At 59.9% G+C, this 16,247-nt stretch carries 16 protein-coding genes; 2 read left to right on the plus strand and 14 right to left on the minus strand.

Translation table 11 applies throughout. The features are described from left to right. The 9 genes from GSQ77_RS21025 to GSQ77_RS21060 all read right to left on the minus strand — a co-directional run. On the minus strand, nt 1–305 hold a 305-nt coding region (locus GSQ77_RS21025), incomplete at its 3' end, for a type II toxin-antitoxin system VapC family toxin (RefSeq protein ID WP_158904693.1). After that, nucleotides 302–538 carry a type II toxin-antitoxin system Phd/YefM family antitoxin gene (locus tag GSQ77_RS21030; RefSeq protein ID WP_158904694.1) on the minus strand — a complete coding sequence of 79 codons (237 nt, stop codon included), beginning with the start codon at nt 536–538 and terminating at the stop codon, nt 302–304. The genes GSQ77_RS21025 and GSQ77_RS21030, both read right to left, overlap by 4 nt. A gap of 135 nt (nt 539–673) precedes the next feature. Next, the gene (locus tag GSQ77_RS21035) at nt 674–889 is read right to left on the minus strand and encodes a bestrophin family ion channel (RefSeq protein WP_158904695.1); all 216 of its coding nucleotides are present in this window, start codon (nt 887–889) and stop codon (nt 674–676) included. Nucleotides 890–950: 61 nt separating this feature from the next. Further along, nucleotides 951–3,236 (minus strand): FdhF/YdeP family oxidoreductase, encoded by a 2,286-nt coding sequence (locus tag GSQ77_RS21040; RefSeq protein ID WP_158904696.1) that lies wholly within the window; start codon nt 3,234–3,236, stop codon nt 951–953. Between the two features lie 12 nt (nt 3,237–3,248). Next, nucleotides 3,249–3,371, minus strand: coding sequence for a hypothetical protein (locus tag GSQ77_RS29850; protein WP_301951177.1), 123 nt, complete (start codon nt 3,369–3,371; stop codon nt 3,249–3,251). 5 nt (nt 3,372–3,376) lie between these two features. Further along, complete coding sequence (gene cydB, locus GSQ77_RS21045; RefSeq protein ID WP_158904697.1) at nt 3,377–4,375, minus strand: cytochrome d ubiquinol oxidase subunit II; 999 nt, start codon at nt 4,373–4,375, stop codon at nt 3,377–3,379. Nucleotides 4,376–4,446: 71 nt separating this feature from the next. After that, entirely contained in the window at nt 4,447–5,835 is a 1,389-nt protein-coding gene (locus GSQ77_RS21050) for a cytochrome ubiquinol oxidase subunit I (RefSeq protein WP_158904698.1), read from the minus strand. A 210-nt stretch (nt 5,836–6,045) separates the two neighbouring features. After that, nucleotides 6,046–6,390, minus strand: a complete 345-nt coding sequence (locus GSQ77_RS21055; protein WP_158904699.1) for a BON domain-containing protein — start codon at nt 6,388–6,390, stop codon at nt 6,046–6,048. A 455-nt stretch (nt 6,391–6,845) separates the two neighbouring features. Further along, the gene (locus GSQ77_RS21060; RefSeq protein ID WP_158904700.1) at nt 6,846–7,817 is read right to left on the minus strand and encodes an alpha/beta hydrolase; all 972 of its coding nucleotides are present in this window, start codon (nt 7,815–7,817) and stop codon (nt 6,846–6,848) included. Between the two features lie 291 nt (nt 7,818–8,108). On the opposite strand from GSQ77_RS21060, the gene GSQ77_RS21065 reads away from it, so the two are divergent. Continuing rightward, complete coding sequence (locus GSQ77_RS21065) at nt 8,109–9,137, plus strand: alpha/beta fold hydrolase (RefSeq protein ID WP_158904701.1); 1,029 nt, start codon at nt 8,109–8,111, stop codon at nt 9,135–9,137. A gap of 45 nt (nt 9,138–9,182) precedes the next feature. Further along, the gene (locus GSQ77_RS21070) at nt 9,183–9,836 is read left to right on the plus strand and encodes a MarC family protein (RefSeq protein WP_158904702.1); all 654 of its coding nucleotides are present in this window, start codon (nt 9,183–9,185) and stop codon (nt 9,834–9,836) included. A gap of 6 nt (nt 9,837–9,842) precedes the next feature. Here GSQ77_RS21070 and GSQ77_RS21075 read toward each other — a convergent pair whose 3' ends face one another. The 5 genes from GSQ77_RS21075 to GSQ77_RS21095 form a co-directional block, all read right to left on the minus strand. Further along, complete coding sequence (locus GSQ77_RS21075) at nt 9,843–12,389, minus strand: TonB-dependent siderophore receptor (RefSeq protein ID WP_254067724.1); 2,547 nt, start codon at nt 12,387–12,389, stop codon at nt 9,843–9,845. Continuing rightward, nucleotides 12,386–13,405, minus strand: coding sequence for a FecR domain-containing protein (locus GSQ77_RS21080; RefSeq protein WP_254067725.1), 1,020 nt, complete (start codon nt 13,403–13,405; stop codon nt 12,386–12,388). The genes GSQ77_RS21075 and GSQ77_RS21080 overlap by 4 nt, the downstream gene beginning before the upstream one ends. Nucleotides 13,406–13,456: 51 nt before the next feature. Then, nucleotides 13,457–13,975 carry a sigma-70 family RNA polymerase sigma factor gene (locus GSQ77_RS21085; RefSeq protein WP_158904704.1) on the minus strand — a complete coding sequence of 173 codons (519 nt, stop codon included), beginning with the start codon at nt 13,973–13,975 and terminating at the stop codon, nt 13,457–13,459. Nucleotides 13,976–14,217: 242 nt separating this feature from the next. Further along, nucleotides 14,218–14,835 carry a helix-turn-helix domain-containing protein gene (locus GSQ77_RS21090; protein ID WP_158904705.1) on the minus strand — a complete coding sequence of 206 codons (618 nt, stop codon included), beginning with the start codon at nt 14,833–14,835 and terminating at the stop codon, nt 14,218–14,220. A gap of 53 nt (nt 14,836–14,888) precedes the next feature. Further along, nucleotides 14,889–16,220, minus strand: a complete 1,332-nt coding sequence (locus GSQ77_RS21095) for an MFS transporter (RefSeq protein WP_158904706.1) — start codon at nt 16,218–16,220, stop codon at nt 14,889–14,891. Nucleotides 16,221–16,247: the final 27 nt, after the last annotated feature.

The following is a 16,247-nucleotide window of genomic DNA, read 5'->3' on the forward strand; positions in this document are numbered from 1 at the left end:
ATCCTGTCAGCCGGGTTCTTATGAAAGTCGCCCGGGAGGTCAACCGACTTAATTGCGATTTCCGCGTCAACCGGCATGAAACGCACGCCCTCGATGCCCGACACTGTTGCGAGCCAACTGCCTACATCCATCGATAAGACAAGCTTTTCGCGCTCAACTAGCATGGCAATTTCCCATGCAGAAATTGCCGAAACAATGATTTCGCCGCCCGAAAGTTCGCGCTCTATAGCGGCTTTGGCCTTCTTGCTCAGCGTAGAGTCACCAGCCACCCACCATACGAGCGCATGCGTATCCAGAACGATCACTGCGCGGCCTCCCAATCGCCTTCTGCCACTGGATCGGTCGGATTGTCGTAACGCACCACCGATCCCCGCAGCACGTCGAGCGGGTTACGTTCGATGCCTCGATACGGCCGGACTTCAAGCGCGGGCTTACCATGATCCGTGACGATTACACTTTCGCCAGAAGCCTCCACTTGCCGGAAAAATTCAAGGGCTCTCGCCTTGAATTCGGATTTGGATACCTGATTGCTTTCCATGATATGCCTATAGTCATTTGTCTACAGTCATAATCATATCACTTATGACTAGCGCAACAAGTCATTTTGATGTGCGGCGAACGAAATCCCCGTCCGACTCGGATTGCAATGAAGCCCAATCGCACCACCGCTTTCTCAGCCCTGCCGCCCCGTCACAGCACCACGTAGTCCTTGCGCCGCGAGCAGGCCGAAAGGCTGCGAGCTCGGCAACAAGCTGCCACGACGCTGCAACCATACGGCCAACAGCGACAACGCAAAGATGAACGACAACCGCGGAATCAAGCCGGGCAGAACGGAACCGCGCCAAGCCGTCAGTGCCCTTAGCCAGTCCAGCGGTGGTCGTACGATCATGTTTGCCGCCCCGGCGAGAACCCGAAATAACAGTGCCGGCCCAAGCCGGCACCGTCCCCCATCAACCCGCTCGACGCAAGATACGAACCGGGATGGACTTGTAAGACGGGGTACCGCATTCCTTGTCGAAGTAGTTCAGCGGCAAGAGCACGTTCGCTTCCGGGTAGTAGGCACCCACCGAACCGTTGGCGATCTTGTAGGCGACCACCGTATAGCCGAGCAGCCTTCGTGGGCGATCGGAAGGAAGAGCAGTCTCGACATCGACGATATCGCCATGCTCCAGGTTCTGCGCGGCCAGATCGTCTTCGCTCATGAAGATGACATCGCGTCGCCCGAACACACCGCGGTAGCGATCGTCGAGTCCATAAATAGTGGTGTTGTACTGGTCGTGGCTGCGCAGTGTCGTGAGCTTAAGCACATCGCTAGCACCGGCTTGCGGATCTTCGATAACGCCTTGGAACGCGATGAATTCCGCTTTACCTGAGGAGGTCGGCCAAACACGCTCGGTAGGCGGCAGCGACAAACGAAAGCCGCCGGGCTTGAGGATGCGTGTATTGAAATCGGCGAAGTCCGGAAAGACCGCTTCGATCCCATCGCGGATCCGATCGTAATCGGCGACCATTCCCAGCCAATCGACCTTGCTTTGCGTCAGCGTCGCATGAGCCATGCCACCGATGATGCTGATCTCGGACCGCAGATGCTCTGAGGCCGGCGGCAGCTTGCCGCGCGAAGCATGGACCATGGACATGGAATCCTCGACCGTGATCGATTGCGGGCCGCCCGACTGCATGTCCTGCTCGGTGCGTCCCAAGCAGGGGAACAGAATCGACTCCTTGCCCACCAGCAGATGTGTACGATTGAGCTTGGTGCCGATATGCACGGTGAGGTCCAGCGTGTGCATGGCCGGGAAACATTGATCCGCATCGGGCAGCGCCACGATCAGGTTGCCGCCCAGGCATACCAGCACCTTGGAACGCCCATCGATGATCGCCTGCATGGCCCGGACCGCATCATGACCATGTGCTTGCGGCGGCTTGAACCCAAACGCTTGCTCGATTCTATTGAGCATGTCCGCCGACGGTAGCTCGGTGATCCCGACCGTGCGATCGCCTTGCACGTTGGAATGACCGCGCAGAGGGCAGATGCCGGCACCCGGCTTGCCGATGTTACCGCGCAGCAAAAGCAGGTTCGCGATCTGATGCACGTTCGAGGTGCCCGTGCTGTGCTGCGTGATCCCCATGCCGTACGTCACGATCGTCGCATTCGATTTGGCATAGGCCTGCGCCACAGCTTCAAGGGCCGCTTGCGGCAATCCGCTGGCGGCTTCGATATTCGGCCATGGCGTTGCACGCAGATCCTCGGCGAAGGCCTCATAACCGTGCGTGTGGGCAGCGATAAAATCATGATCCAGAACCGTGCTGTCCGGACCCGCAGCGGCATCGAGCGCGATCAATGCCTTCATGATGCCTTTGAGCGCGGCGGCGTCACCGCCCACCTTCACCTGATAGTAAGACGAAGCAATCGACGTCGAGCCGAAGGTCACCATCTCCATCGCGTTTTGCGGATCGGCAAAACGTTCGAGCGCACGTTCGAGCAGGGGATTGAATACGATGATAGGGACACCGCGCCGTGCCACTTCGTGCAGCGTTCCCATCATGCGCGGATGGTTGGTGCCGGGGTTATGGCCCATGGCGATGATCATTTCGCATTGGTCGAAGTCGTCGAGCGACACCGTACCCTTGCCGATCCCGATGGATTGAGGCAAGCCGACGCTAGTGGCCTCGTGGCACATGTTCGAGCAATCGGGGAAATTGTTCGTGCCGTATTCGCGCGCGAACAATTGATAAAGGAAGGCGGCTTCGTTGGAAGCGCGGCCGGAGGTATAAAACTCGGCCATGTTCGGGTCCGGCAGCCCCCGCAGAATCTCGCCGATGCGGGCGAACGCCGCATCCCAGCTGATCGGTCGGTAAGTGTCGCTCGCGCGGTCATACGCCATCGGGTGGGTCAACCGCCCTTCATTCTCCAGCTCGTAATCGGTGCGCTCCAGCAGCGACGAAACCGTATGTGCTGCGAAGAACTCGGGCAACACGCGCTTCTTGGTCGCCTCCCAGGTTACGGCCTTCGCGCCGTTTTCGCAGAACTGAAAGGTCGACGTGTGCTCTTTGTCCGGCCACGCGCAGCCGGGACAATCGAATCCGTCCGGCTTGTTGGTCCGAAACAGCGTGATCGGCGCCTCGACGGTTTCCATCTGCTCGCGCACGGCTTTGGCAGTGGCGGCCAGCGCACCCCAACCGCCCGCCGGACTATCGTATCGCTTGATTCCCGGGACGTTACGCTGATCTGACATTTCACGCTCCACTTACCGCATAGCCATATGCATCAACACTTCGAACGGCAGCGCGAGCAGCAACGCGCCGCCGACACCGACACACCATAACGCGATGAACCAGAAGGTCCGGCTTTGCCTGAGATCTTTTCGCATATACGCTAGTGATATTGCGCACCCTGCGCCACTTTGCCTCTGAATATCCAGTAGCCGGCGGTGGTGTACGCGAGGATGATGGGCACGATGATGACCGCGCCGACGAGCGTGAAAATCTGGCTCGAGCGCGGCGCCGCAGCGTCGGCCAGCAGGATCGTGAACGGAATGGCGTAAGGCCAGACACTGACCAGCAAGCCGATATAGCCGAGCAGGACCAGCAGCAGCGTCAAGAAGAACGCGGTTTTTTCGCGACGACGCCTGATCGCGACAAACAAGCTCAGTGCCACTATCGCCACCAGGAACGGCACCACGATCAGCCGCGAAAGCAAGCCGGAGTCAAACCACCTGTGCGCAATTTGTGGGCTGACCATCGGCGTCCACACCGACACCCCCAGGATGAAAACCAGCAGCACCAAGGTCAGCGGCGTGACCAGGCGATACAGACGACGTTGCAGGTCGCCGTCCATTTTCATGATCAGCCAGCATGCGCCCAGCAAAGCGTACGTGGCCATCAAGCCCAGGCCGGTCAGAATGCTGAATGGGTGGAGCCAGAAGAACGAGTCGCCGGCAAAGGATTCATTGACGACCGGGATTCCTTGCAAATACGCGCCCAGAATAATCCCCTGGAAGAACGAAGCGCCCGCCGACCCGACGATGAAAGACAAGTCCCAGAGGTGCTTCGTGCGCTTCGCCTTGCCGCGGATCTCGAACGAGACGCCGCGAAAGATCAGGCACACCAGCATCATGACGATGGGCAGGTATAGTGCCGACAAGGCCACGCCATAGACCACCGGAAACGCGGCATAGAGCGCGGCGCCGCCGAGCACCAGCCAGGTTTCGTTGCCATCCCATATCGGTGCGACGCTGTGCATCATCATGTTGCGCTCTTCGTCGTCGGGAAAGAACGGGAAGATCAGTCCGATGCCAAGATCGAAACCGTCGAGTGCCACATACACGAACAATCCAAACGCGATGATCGCGGCCCAAGCTGTCGTGATACTCATCATGTGGCTCCTGTCTACGGGTCCTGTCTACGGGTCCTGTGACCCGAACGCTGCTGCGTCACTCATTTGCCTTACTCAACAGCCGACATGGGTCGGCGGCCGCTGTGGTCGGCGTCGAGCTCCGGAATCTCCGAGCGCGGGACGGAGGTTGACGACGGGCCCTGCAAGAGCAGCTTAAATATGTAGTAAATCCCGGTGCCGAACACAACGAAGTACACGAGGATAAACACCATCAGCGCCAGACTGACGGCCTGGGCGGAGATGGGCGACACCGCGTCAACCGTGCGCATGACGCCATACACCACCCACGGCTGACGCCCGACCTCGGTGGTGACCCAGCCGGCGATCAGCGCGATCAAGCCCGTTGGGCCCATCAGCAAGACGAATCGTTGATAGAACCGGCTTTCGAATAAGCGGCCACCGCGCCTGAGCAATAGGCCGAGCAGTGCCAGCAGGGTCATCAGCATGCCAAGCCCGGCCATCAGCCGGAAGGTCCAGAAGATGATCGAGGAGTTCGGCCTGTCCTCTTTGGGGAACTCCTTGAGGCCGCGAATTTCGCCATCCCAGCTATGTGTAAGGATCACGCTGCCCAGATGCGGAATCTGCACGGCGTAGCGCGTCGTCTCCGTGTTCATGTCGGGAAAGCCAACCAGGTTCAGCGCCGTGCCGCCGTGTTCGGTTTCCCAGAGCCCTTCGATGGCAGCAATTTTTGCGGGCTGGTATTTACGCGTGTTCAAGCCGTGCTGGTCGCCGACCAGCATCTGGATGGGGGCCAGCGCGAGGAGCAGCCAAAGCGCCATCGAATACATGGTTTTGACGGCAAGGTCGCGCCGCCCTTTGAGCAGATGCCAGGCACCGGTTGCCGCGACGATCAGCGCCACCACGATGAATGTGGCAATCGCCATGTGGGCCAAGCGATAGGGGAAAGACGGATTGAAGATAATCTTGAACCAATCCTGAGGCACCACGTGGCCGTTCTCGACCGTAAACCCCTGCGGCGTTTGCATCCAGCTATTGGACGAAAGTATCCAGAAGGTCGAAACCAATGTCCCCAGGGCCACCAAGACGGTTGCGGCGAAATGCGCGCCGCGACCGACTTTATCCCATCCGAACAGCATGATTCCGAGGAAGCCGGCCTCGAGGAAAAATGCCGTCATGACTTCGTAGGTAAGCAGCGGACCGGTGACCGGGCCGGCAAATTTCGAAAAGCCGGCCCAATTGGTGCCGAACTGATACGCCATGACGACGCCCGACACCACGCCCATGCCGAAGCCGATCGCGAAGATTTTCGACCAATACAGGCAGAGGTCCTTGTAGTGCTCTTTACCGGTTTTCAGCCATGCGCCTTCGAGCACGGCGATGAAACTCGCCAAGCCTATGCTCATCGCCGGAAATACGATGTGAAACGAGACCGTAAACGCAAACTGCATTCTCGAAAGATCTAAAGCGCTGAGATTCATGGCTGGCTTCCAGGTGAAGTGCACATTGCCCCGTGACCCGCAATGAGAGGCTCGCCTGGCGGCGCCAGGGCGCCGCCAGATCTCCCCCGACTCAAATCTCTTTGAGTCAAATCCCGTGAGTCAAATCGCTCTGACTCAAATCTTTGTAACTCAAATCTTTGTAACTCAAATCTTTCTAACTTAAATCGATCCGACTTAAATCGATTTAACTCAGTGACCCACTACCCGAACGGTCAAATTGTTTTTCACGCTTTTGACGCCTTCGACTTGCCCTGCAGTATCACCCGCAACAGGAATCTGCGAGGCATCGGCCACTGTGCCGACAAGGTACACCGCGCCTGCTCGCGCGAGAATCGTAATGTCCGCTGTAGGAACATGCGACCGGTCAAGGTGCCTGCGCACGTTAGCCGCCAACGCACGGTCTTCTTTGCGCATCATCTTCTTGGTGATCGGCACGGAATTCGCCGAGGTGTCCTGCGCATAGACAGTCTCGACGGAGGTCAGCAAGGCCAGAGCAACGAAGGGAACGACGAGTATTTTCCAAGGGCTTTTCATAGCGATCTCCATGATTTCGGGTGGATAAAACCTTGTTTGAAACCGATGCCAGTATATTTTTGTTGATCGGCATGCGTCACATCAACGTTGAAGACTGCCGATCGTCGAACCTCCTTCATTGAATAGATCGCAAATGCGCCCCTCGATGGGATCGGTCGCGCCCGTTATTAATCGCAGCTTGCCAGTGTTGCGCAGCGATATCTTTCAAATTCGCACGGTTCTGACGCCGTATTGCAAATTTGCACGTTTCAGGCAATATTTTCTGATTTTTGGGCTCTTTGATCGATTCGCCGCTTTGATCGACCCGTAGGACAGAAGAAAGACCTGAGCGCGACGTTGTTTGTCAGCGACAGCACTGGGCTAGTCGATTGCTTTCGCTTATGGCCAGCCTTATAGCCCCATTTTTATGCGCGTTGAATAAATGCGGCGCTCGCCCGCTCTGGCATCACCCGGCATCACCCACCATCAGCGCGCGCATCGGGGCTCGAAGCGGGGCTAGAAGCGGGGCTCGATGCCGCCGGGACGTAGCGCCGAATAAACGCCGCCGCCAATCGCAGGCCCGCACGCGCCTCCGGAATAAACGGTGTAAAGCAATGCCACGCATGCGGCAGCCCATGCCAGACGGAAAGCTCCACCCGGCCGCGCGACTGCATCACGCGCCCGGCGAGACGGCAGGTATCCTGATAAAGCGCTTCGGCGTCGCTGGTCTGTATTTGGAGCGGCACAAGCCCATGTAGCGGCGCGCGGGCGGGAGAGGCAAACGGCTCGCCGGGGCTGGCATCTTGCAGGTAAAGCGCGGCGGCCGTTCGCATGGCACGGCGGCTCTGTGCGAAGGCATCGCCGCCGCTTTCCTCATCGGCGTTTAGGTCGGCCCACGGCGATAACAAGATCGCGCACGCGGGCAGCGGCACACCGTCTTCTCTCAATGCGACAAGCGTGGCCAATGCAAGGCCGCCACCGGCAGAGTCGCCCGCAAGCACGATGGCTCCCGGCGCGATGCCGCGCGCGATCAACGTTTGGTAGGCGAACCTCGCGTCATCGAGCGCGGCGGGAAACGGATGTTCGGGCGCCAGCCGATAATCGAGCGCGAAGACGCGGGCGCGCGCCGCGTTGGCCAGCTCGGTGGTGACCGCGCGATGCGTGGCCGGCGATCCCATATAGTACGCACCGCCATGTAGATACAAGATGACGACGCCATCGGTCTGCACGCCGTCGTTGGGCCACACCCACTCCCCCTGGAGCTGCGCATCGGGTCGTGTCGATGAGTGCCGGTACAAGCATCTCGATGCCCATCGACTTGCACCCGACAGCCGATGCGCGCGCTTGCGCAATTCGGCAACGTCGGGTGTCGATTCACGGATGGACTTGAATCGCAGCGCGATCAAAAGCACAATGGCGCCGCGCAAAACCCGACTTCGCCAGCTCATGCGCCGACTGCCTGCTGAATGGGCTTTGAAGCACCGGGGGCGACTGTTGGAAAGCATGACGAACCACCTTGGGAAAAGGCCAGTCTGCCTACCCAGAGTTAGTCGTGAATTAGGTCACTCAATCCATGCATCTTCGCGGCCCGACGGAAAAACCAGGCTTCTTGCTCGACGGAAAAACCGGGCTTAGTACCCAACACTTCGCGCTCAAATTCGCCCCGCCGATCATCGATCTTGTAGACGCCTGGCATTGCCCGTAGTAACTTCGCCGTATCTCATTTACGCCGAGGTCCTATGAATCCTGCCAAGACCGCCGCATCACTGAACGCACCGAACGCTTCGGAACCCGAGGCAGTTTCGGTACGCGAAATAGGGAGTTTTCATCTCGGCGGACGCCTGACGACGCTGTCCGGCATGAGCCCGCGCCAACGCGTCAGTACGACGGGCGGCCCTATCCATTCGATCGACCCGAACGGCGAGATCATGGTCGGCCAGCTTTATGTGCAATACGTCAAACTTGCGGCGCCATGCGGCGCCCATCCTCTGCTGCTCTGGCACGGCGGCGGCATGAGCGGCGTCAACTGGGAAACGACGCCGGACGGCCGGCCAGGCTGGCAGATGTTCTTCCTGCGCGCCGGTTTCGACGTGTTCGTCTCCGACGCCGTCGAACGCGGCCGTGCGTCTTGGGCGCCGTATCCGCAGGTGTATGCCGAACCACCCTACTTCCGCACGGGCCGTGAGGCGTGGGAACAGACGTTTCGCTTCGGCCCCGACGGCTCATGGAACGCCGACGCCGCGCTGCGCGTAACCCATCCAGGCCAGCGTTTTCCGGCCGCGTATATGGAACAGTTCATGAACCAGTTCGTGCCTCGCTGGGGCACGAATAACGCCGCGACCCAGCACGCCTACGACGCGCTCATCGCGCGCCTGGACAGCAGCATCGTGCTGACCCACAGCCAAGGCGGCAATTTCGGGCTGCACGCTGCGCTGCATGCCCCCGATCGCGTGCGCGCCGTCATATCGCTGGAACCGTCCGGGGCACCCGATCCTGAGCAAGTCGATCCGGCAACATTGCGCGGCGTGCCGCACCTGTTCGTGTGGGGCGACTACCTCGACCAGCATCCTTTTTGGGTCAACTCCATGCCGGCGGTGCGCCGCTGGAGCGAAGCGCTGGCTCAGGCCGGTGTCGATGTCGAATGGATAGATTTGCCGGCGCGCGGCATCTCAGGAAATAGCCACGCGCTGATGGCCGACGACAACAGCGATGACATCGCCGCTCTGGTCCTCGACTGGATGCAGCGGCATGGCTTGACGAGGAAGTAAGCCACGCACCTGCGTCTGCACCCAACAAGAAAAACAAGGATCACGATGGCAAATTTTATCGGAACGTTCCTGACCATCGTAGGCGGCTTGCTACCTGTCGTGAACCCGCCTGCAACAGGATTCATTTTGTTCGGCATGCTGCCCAATCTGTCGATCAAAAGCAGGAATTCAATGGCGCTGGCGGTCGCAAGAAACAGCTTCATTATTTTGATTCTTTCGCTATCGATCGGGGCATACGTATTTCAATTCTTTGGCATCTCTCTTCCCGTCTTGCGCGTGGTCGGCGGACTCGTCATCTCGGCCGCAGGCTGGAAACTGCTGCACAAGGAAGACACCCCCGCGACCGGGGCGCAAAACGTCGATGCCGCGGACCCGGCTGAGGTCAAGAATGCGTTTTTCCCTTATAGCTTTCCATTGACCGTGGGTCCGGGTTCGATCGCCATCGCCGTCGCCCTCGGGACCGGTTCGCCAGACGAGGGGCTTTCCGCCAGTCACATCATGGGTGTAGGTGCGGCGCTTGTTTGCGTATGCGCGCTCGTCTATCTATGCATACGGTTTTCGCACTACATGCCCAAGCTGTTGGGCGCAGGCGGCGTCGAGGTCTTTGCACGTCTGTTTTCTTTTATTTTGCTTTGTATCGGCGTGCAAATTTTGTGGAAAGGCTTATCTCAGCTCATTGTTAGTCTGCATTCGATGTGAGCGTAGTCAGTCGAATTTGTACGTCAAGGTCGCCAACAACGTGCGGCCTATGCCCGGCACCGCTCGCCCGCCATCAGAGTTGAGCAGTGCGGTGTAGTAATTTTTGTTGGTCAGGTTCTGCAGATTTAGCCGGACATCATATTTCTTTTGATGGTAGGCGACTTCGGCATCCCAGCGCGTATAAGCGGGCGCCTGCACCAAATCGTTGTTCACCGCGTAACTGGCCGACACATAAGTCGGCCCTCCGCCGATCTCCCATTGCGGCGTGATCTCATAGGTGCTCCACAGCGTCACGGTATTGCGAGGCGTGTCGGCAGGAACATTGCCCGCGGTACCGTCGTCCGCCGCCACGATGCGCGCATCGAGGTAAGCGTAGCCGGCATACACCTGCCACTTGTCGGTGATGTGTCCAACCACACCGGCCTGCACGCCGCGCACGCGCACATCGCCGTCCAGCATGAACTCTCCCGCGCTGATTTCGCTGCGCGCATTGTCCTCCTCGATCTGAAAAGCCGAGGTCGTGACCGACAACTTCCCGTTCAGGAAATCCCATTTGCTGCCGAGCTCGTAGGCTTTGTTGGTCTCGGGCGCCAGGTTCTGCGTACCGTTCACGACCATCAGTTGTTCGAGCGAGGGGTTGAACGACGTGCCATACGAAACATAGTAAGACTGCGCGTCGTTGGGCTGGTAGATGATGCCGCCCCGCACACTGGTGAAATCGTTGGCCTGCGACGTGTAGCCCGGCGCACTGAGCGTGTTGCTGATTTCGGGCCGAAAATTATCCCAGCGCACGCCGCCGATCACTTTCCAATGCTGGCCCAACGATACGGTGTCGTTGAAATAGGCAGCGAATGTGTTGGCCGACGCTTCCTCCAGATTGCCGAGCGAGGTCGTGACATTGGCCGGCGTGGCCTCGGCGACAGGATCGAGCAGCGACAGGATCGGCAGGTTGTTGCGTATCGTCGCCTGGTCCGTAAACGTTTCGTGACCCAGTTCGATGCCGACATCCACATCGTGCTTGATGAAACCCGTGTTGAATGTGTAAAGCAGGTCGGTGTCGTTGTAGAGCGTGTGGTTGCTGATCGTCGCGTCGTGGCTTTGCAACGTCACGAACAATTGCGAGAGCGGCAGCGTCGTGAAGTTGCCGTTGGCCAGCGCCGGGCTGGTCGCAAGAGGTCCGGTCAATACCGAGCGCGCACTGGTTTCGCGCTCATCGACCGTGTAGTTCGCCCATTGCGTCTGGTTTTGTATCGTCAGGTTCTCGTCAACCTCGTGCTTGATCGTGGCATTGAAGATCTGCACATCGATCTGCGAGCTGTCGTCGGTCAGGCCATAGAAGGTGCTCTTGTTCACCGGTGCCAGGTGTCCGTTAATCGGCGGCACGCCAAAATCCGGCATGTCGTCGTTATGCTGGATCAATGCCGACAGCGTGATTTCCGTGGGCGTCCCGATGCCGAAACGCAGCTCGGGCGCGATGCCGTAATCCTTGTTCTTCATCACGTCGCGGGTCGAACCCATGTCTTGCCCGAAGGCATTGATGCGAAATGCCGACGTGTCGGAGAGCGGGTGATTGAAGTCAACCGCCGTGCGATATTGGTCGCCGGTGCCTATCGTGGTCGAGACTTGGCCACCCTGCGTCAAGTTGGCTTTCTTGCTGACCTGGTTCACCACGCCGCCGGTCGAGCCGCGTCCGAACAGCAGCGACGATGGACCGTAGAGCACGTCGATCGATTCGAGATTGAAGGTATCTCGATAGTACTGGCCACTGTCGCGAAAGCCATCCAGATAAATATCGGTCTGCGCGTTAAACCCGCGCAAGTTGATGTTGTTGCCGATCTGTACGCCCTCGGCACCGCCTATCGTGATGCCCGGTACGTTACGCAAGGCATCCTGGAATGAAGTCAGGCCCTGGGATTCGATCAAGCTCTTGGTGACCACCGTTGTAGCCTGTGCAATATCGTGCGGGTCGGTCGTCACCTTTGAACCGACGCTCGTCCGGTCCGCTAGAAAGGAGCCACGATCCGTGCCGCTCGTTACGCTCACTGCAGGCAAGGTCACGGGAACGCCACCGACAACCGCGCCCGCAGCGGTGGTCGCAGCGGTGGCCCATTTTCCCAGCGCGTAGCCGCCGCCCGACTGCGCGGTGGCGCTCAGACCTGTGCCTTCCAGCAATGTGTTCAGGCCGTTCGCGATGCTGAACTGGCCGCTTAATCCCCGGGTGGTTGCGCGACCGATCGAGGCTGCGTCATACGACAGGTTGATGCCCGAGATTCGCGCGAAGTAATCCAGCGCCGGCTCCAAAGGGCCGGGGGGAATATCGAAGGTCCGCGTTGTAATGTTTTTATTAAGCTTTTTCTCAACATCTTCCGCGCTGTTTTGCGTGGGCGCGCTCTGCGCATGAACCTCTTGCCCGGGAACCGCGACGCCGAACACCACGCAAAGCAGTACGCTCGGCATGGCGCGTGCAAGCGGCTTGAGCACCGGACGGCGGACTTTGGCCGCAGGCGCGTCGGGGCGAAACCGCGACAGAGTGTGTATTGATTGAGGGTTCAAATATCGGCCGGCCCTACCGTGACCCAGAACCGCGTTCGATAATCGATACGCAAGCGTAGTGTCTGCGCGAGGAATGCCAGCGTGCGGTCCGTGTCGTCGACCTGATAAATGCCGCTCACCGGCAGATCGGCCACCGCCGGGTCACAGAAAATGCGGCCGCGACGGTAGCGTGACAATTCAACCAGCAGATCGGCCAAGCGCATCTGCCGCGCCTTGATGACGCCGTCGGTCCAGCCCGTCGGATCGAACGCGGACTGGCTCATCCGAACGAGACGCTCGGCGCCCAGACGCCAACTTTCACCGGGGTGGGCGATGGCGCTAAAGCCGGTGTTTGCCGTATGCATCTCGACCGCCCCCTCCTGCACGGCAACCCTGGCGTCGTCGCCATCGAGTCGCACCGCGAAGCGGGTTCCCAGCGCCTGCATGCGGCCAAACGACGTGTCTACCCAGAACGGACGCCGGTTTGGCAACCCCAAGTCGGGCCCGGTGGTCGCGAGCATTTCGCCACGCCGCAGCACGATCACGCGTTGCTCGCCGCTGAGCTTGATGCTGACAGCGGTGTCCGTGTTCAAGACCAGTCGCGTGCCGTCGCTCAGGCTCAACGCGCGCCGCTCACCGGTGTCGGTGCTGGCGTCGGCAATCAGGCGTTGCCACGGCGCTTGCTCGCCGGCGATCCAGCCGGCGGCGCCGATCACACCGGCAATCGACAGCAGCTTGAGCATTTGCCGACGGCTGACACCGTTCGCAATCAATTTGGCTTCCGCCGCCCGCAGCGTGTCCAAGGCCAGCTTCGGCGGGAGATTCGCGAAATCGTGTTTGAGCGACTGGATCCGATGCCACGCAGTCGCATGAAGCGGGTTGGCACTGAGCCACGCATCGAAGGCACTTTGTGTCGCGGTGTCGGGCGCGTTGAAATCGATTTTGACTGCCCAGGCAATCGCTTGGTCGATCATGACCGCCGGCACCGCGTCGGCCGGACCGCCGCGCTCGCCGGGAGGAGAATTCAATGAGCTCACCGAGCTGTCCGAAGGCCGCGTGCTCCTGCTCATGCGACACCTGCGCGCGACTTAATCATGGAAGCGCAACGCATAGCAATGGCGCAACGCCGTGGCAATGTAACGCTCGACCGTGGCCAAGGAAACACCGAGGCGTTCGGCGATCTGCGGGCATGTGAGCGCTTCGAGCCGCGCGCACAAAAATGCCGCGCGCACCTGCGGCTTCAGTCGATCGAGCATCGCGTCGATGCCGATCAGCGCTTGCAGAACCATCTGCCGCGTTTCGGGCGAAGGCGCCTGCGGCTCGGGCATCAATGAGAGCGTTTCCAACCAGGCCTGCTCTAGCGCGCGACGGCGCCAGTGTTCGACCACCAAGCCCCCCGCAATTGTGCGCAGATACGCGCGAGGCGCGTCCAACCCCTGCTGCACTTCGGCCTGCCGCTTGAGCAATACCCGCAGAAACGTATCCTGCGCGAGATCCGCGGCGTCCCAGGTACTCCCTAGTTTTTTGCGCAGCCAGCCCTGCAGCCATCGATGATGGCTGCTGTAGAGGTCATGCACGGCAATAGAAGCGATGTCATGGGTCGGCACGGAGCACGCTCGGAAGGTGGGCCTGCATTATTGTAAATGAGAATCGTTACCGATTATATACAAAATGCAATCGACAAACACGATCGTCGTGCGAGACGGGTTCCGGCGCGACGAAGCTGTCGCTTTAACCCCGAAAACCATCGTTCCGGGCTGCTGAATGCGTCGGTCTGGAAAGCTGCCGCTTAGTTGCCCCTTAACTGCCAGATAAGCCGCCGAACGCTTTCGGCTTGACCTAATGAACGCTACCTCGGGTCCGGGACCGAATTCGTACAAACCCAGAGCACCTCGGCATCGACTTCACTCGTCGATACGCAGGCATGCGCCATCGTGCTGTCGAAGTAGCAACTGTCTCCTTCAGCAAGATCGAACGGCTCGTAGTGCTCGAGATGCACCTTGAGCGAGCCCGACAGCACATAGATGAATTCCTCGCCACTATGTGCGAGCGGCCTATCGAACTCTTCCGGCGAGCGGGCCTTGATGATCGTTTTCAACGAGATAAGCCGGCGCTGCGACAAATCCGTATGCAGCATCTGGTAGATATATTGCTCGGTTTCATGGGTCGCACCCAGGCCGCTACGCGTGATGCTGCGCCGGCCAAGCGGCAACGACTTCCCACCGTCGTCGAAGAGCTGCGCCACGTCGATGCACAGACCCTGCGCCAGACTGACGATCGCTTCATAGGTCGGCGACATCTGGCTGTTCTCGATTTTCGACAACGACGATTGAGCCAGCCCGGTTGCCTCACTGAGCATTTGCAGCGTCAAGCCGGCTTGCTTTCTCAACTCGCGTACGCGCCTGCCCAGCGGAGCGAGGTCTCGTACGCGTTTCTTTCGAGGCGGTCTAAGTACAGTAGTTTCCATGTTCAACGATTGATGAGTCAGTGACACTGACGGATGCCATGACTATAGCCTGTTCAAGCGAGTTCGCTCTTGGCGGTTTCCTTCAGGCACAGCACGAAGATCCCGCCGATGATAGCCGTCGCTATCACGTAGTAGGTGGGTGCCAATGGCGTGCCCAGAGCACCGATCAGCCAGGTTGCGACAAATGGGGTAAATCCACCGAAGATCGCAACCGATACGCCATAGCCCAGCCCCAGCCATTTCGAACGGATGCGGGTTGGAAATAGTTCGGCCACGGTTGCGCCCGCCGGTCCCGAATACATGGCAAGCATGCACGAGAACAGCAATAGGATCGCCACGTAGGCGGGGGTACTGACACCGGCCAGCAGTAGCTTAAACAGCGGATAGGTCAGCACCGCGATGCCGACGCAACTGGCAAGCAGCACGGGCTTGCGACCCACTTTATCCGAGACGAAGCCAAAGGTCGGAATGAGCACAATGTAGAGCAGCAAGGCCGCCGTATTGGCCTTGAACACCAGCGCCGGCGCCAGGTGCAGATAGCGTTGCGCGAAGGTGGTCATGTAGGTCAGGAAGATGTAGTAAGCGACCGACCAGAAGATCAGGAAGATGCCAGCCTTGACCGAAAGCTTCCACGGCTGCACGCTGTACATGCGCTCGTCGGCGGTGGGCGCGGCCGAAATGGCGCGGCGGAATGCGGGCGTTTCATCGACGCCGCGTCTGAGCCAGTAACCGATCGGCCCGACCAGTGTGCCGAGCAGGAAGGGCACGCGCCAGCCCCACGCCTGCAGTTCCGCGGCGCTAAGACTATGCGTGATCCACGTGACGCTCGCCGAGCCGAGCAGCAAACCGCAGCCGCTCGCTACCGATTGCAGGCTGCCGATCACGCCGCGCCGCCCAACCGGCGCCCATTCGACCAGATAGGCCAAGGCGGTGGTGCCCTCGCCGCCGGCCGACAGCCCCTGAATCACGCGCGCCAGCACCAGCAGCACCGGAGCCGCCGTGCCCCAGGTCTCGTAGGTGGGCATGATGCCGACCAGGCCGGTGACGGTGGCCATCAATATCATCGTCAGCGTGAGCGATGCCTTGCGGCCGTAGCGGTCCGCGTAGGCGCCGAACAGCAAGCCGCCGAGCGGTCGCGCGAGGAAGCCCACGCCAAAGGTGGCGAACGCGGCCAGCAGCGATGCGGTGGAGTCGCCCGAAGGAAAGAACGCGTGTCCGAGCAGCGCGGCCAGGTAACCGTAGGTGACGAGGTCATACCATTCAAGCGTGCTGCCCACGCCCGCGGCCAGTGCCGCACGGCGTGCAGTGCGCCAAGTGGGTGCCGCGGGCGGCACGAATTCCGCGGCGGTACGCTTCATTTCGATCACTTCGTTCATTTCGCTCATTGGATCCCCCGGTTCGCGCACTGCGGA

Source organism: Burkholderia sp. L27(2015) (assembly GCF_009765705.1).
Classification (GTDB): Bacteria; Pseudomonadota; Gammaproteobacteria; order Burkholderiales; family Burkholderiaceae; genus LMUX01.

What these genes read in the sequence shown, in the direction of transcription:
- GSQ77_RS21030 (WP_158904694.1), bottom strand. Translation starts at nt 538, where the DNA reads ATGGAAAGCAATCAGGTATCCAAATCCGAATTCAAGGCGAGAGCCCTT.
- GSQ77_RS21035 (WP_158904695.1), bottom strand. Translation starts at nt 889, where the DNA reads ATGATCGTACGACCACCGCTGGACTGGCTAAGGGCACTGACGGCTTGG.
- GSQ77_RS21040 (WP_158904696.1), bottom strand. Translation starts at nt 3,236, where the DNA reads ATGTCAGATCAGCGTAACGTCCCGGGAATCAAGCGATACGATAGTCCG.
- GSQ77_RS29850 (WP_301951177.1), bottom strand. Translation starts at nt 3,371, where the DNA reads ATGCGAAAAGATCTCAGGCAAAGCCGGACCTTCTGGTTCATCGCGTTA.
- cydB (WP_158904697.1), bottom strand. Translation starts at nt 4,375, where the DNA reads ATGAGTATCACGACAGCTTGGGCCGCGATCATCGCGTTTGGATTGTTC.
- GSQ77_RS21050 (WP_158904698.1), bottom strand. Translation starts at nt 5,835, where the DNA reads ATGAATCTCAGCGCTTTAGATCTTTCGAGAATGCAGTTTGCGTTTACG.
- GSQ77_RS21055 (WP_158904699.1), bottom strand. Translation starts at nt 6,390, where the DNA reads ATGAAAAGCCCTTGGAAAATACTCGTCGTTCCCTTCGTTGCTCTGGCC.
- GSQ77_RS21060 (WP_158904700.1), bottom strand. Translation starts at nt 7,817, where the DNA reads ATGAGCTGGCGAAGTCGGGTTTTGCGCGGCGCCATTGTGCTTTTGATC.
- GSQ77_RS21065 (WP_158904701.1), top strand. Translation starts at nt 8,109, where the DNA reads ATGAATCCTGCCAAGACCGCCGCATCACTGAACGCACCGAACGCTTCG.
- GSQ77_RS21070 (WP_158904702.1), top strand. Translation starts at nt 9,183, where the DNA reads ATGGCAAATTTTATCGGAACGTTCCTGACCATCGTAGGCGGCTTGCTA.
- GSQ77_RS21090 (WP_158904705.1), bottom strand. Translation starts at nt 14,835, where the DNA reads ATGGAAACTACTGTACTTAGACCGCCTCGAAAGAAACGCGTACGAGAC.
- GSQ77_RS21095 (WP_158904706.1), bottom strand. Translation starts at nt 16,220, where the DNA reads ATGAGCGAAATGAACGAAGTGATCGAAATGAAGCGTACCGCCGCGGAA.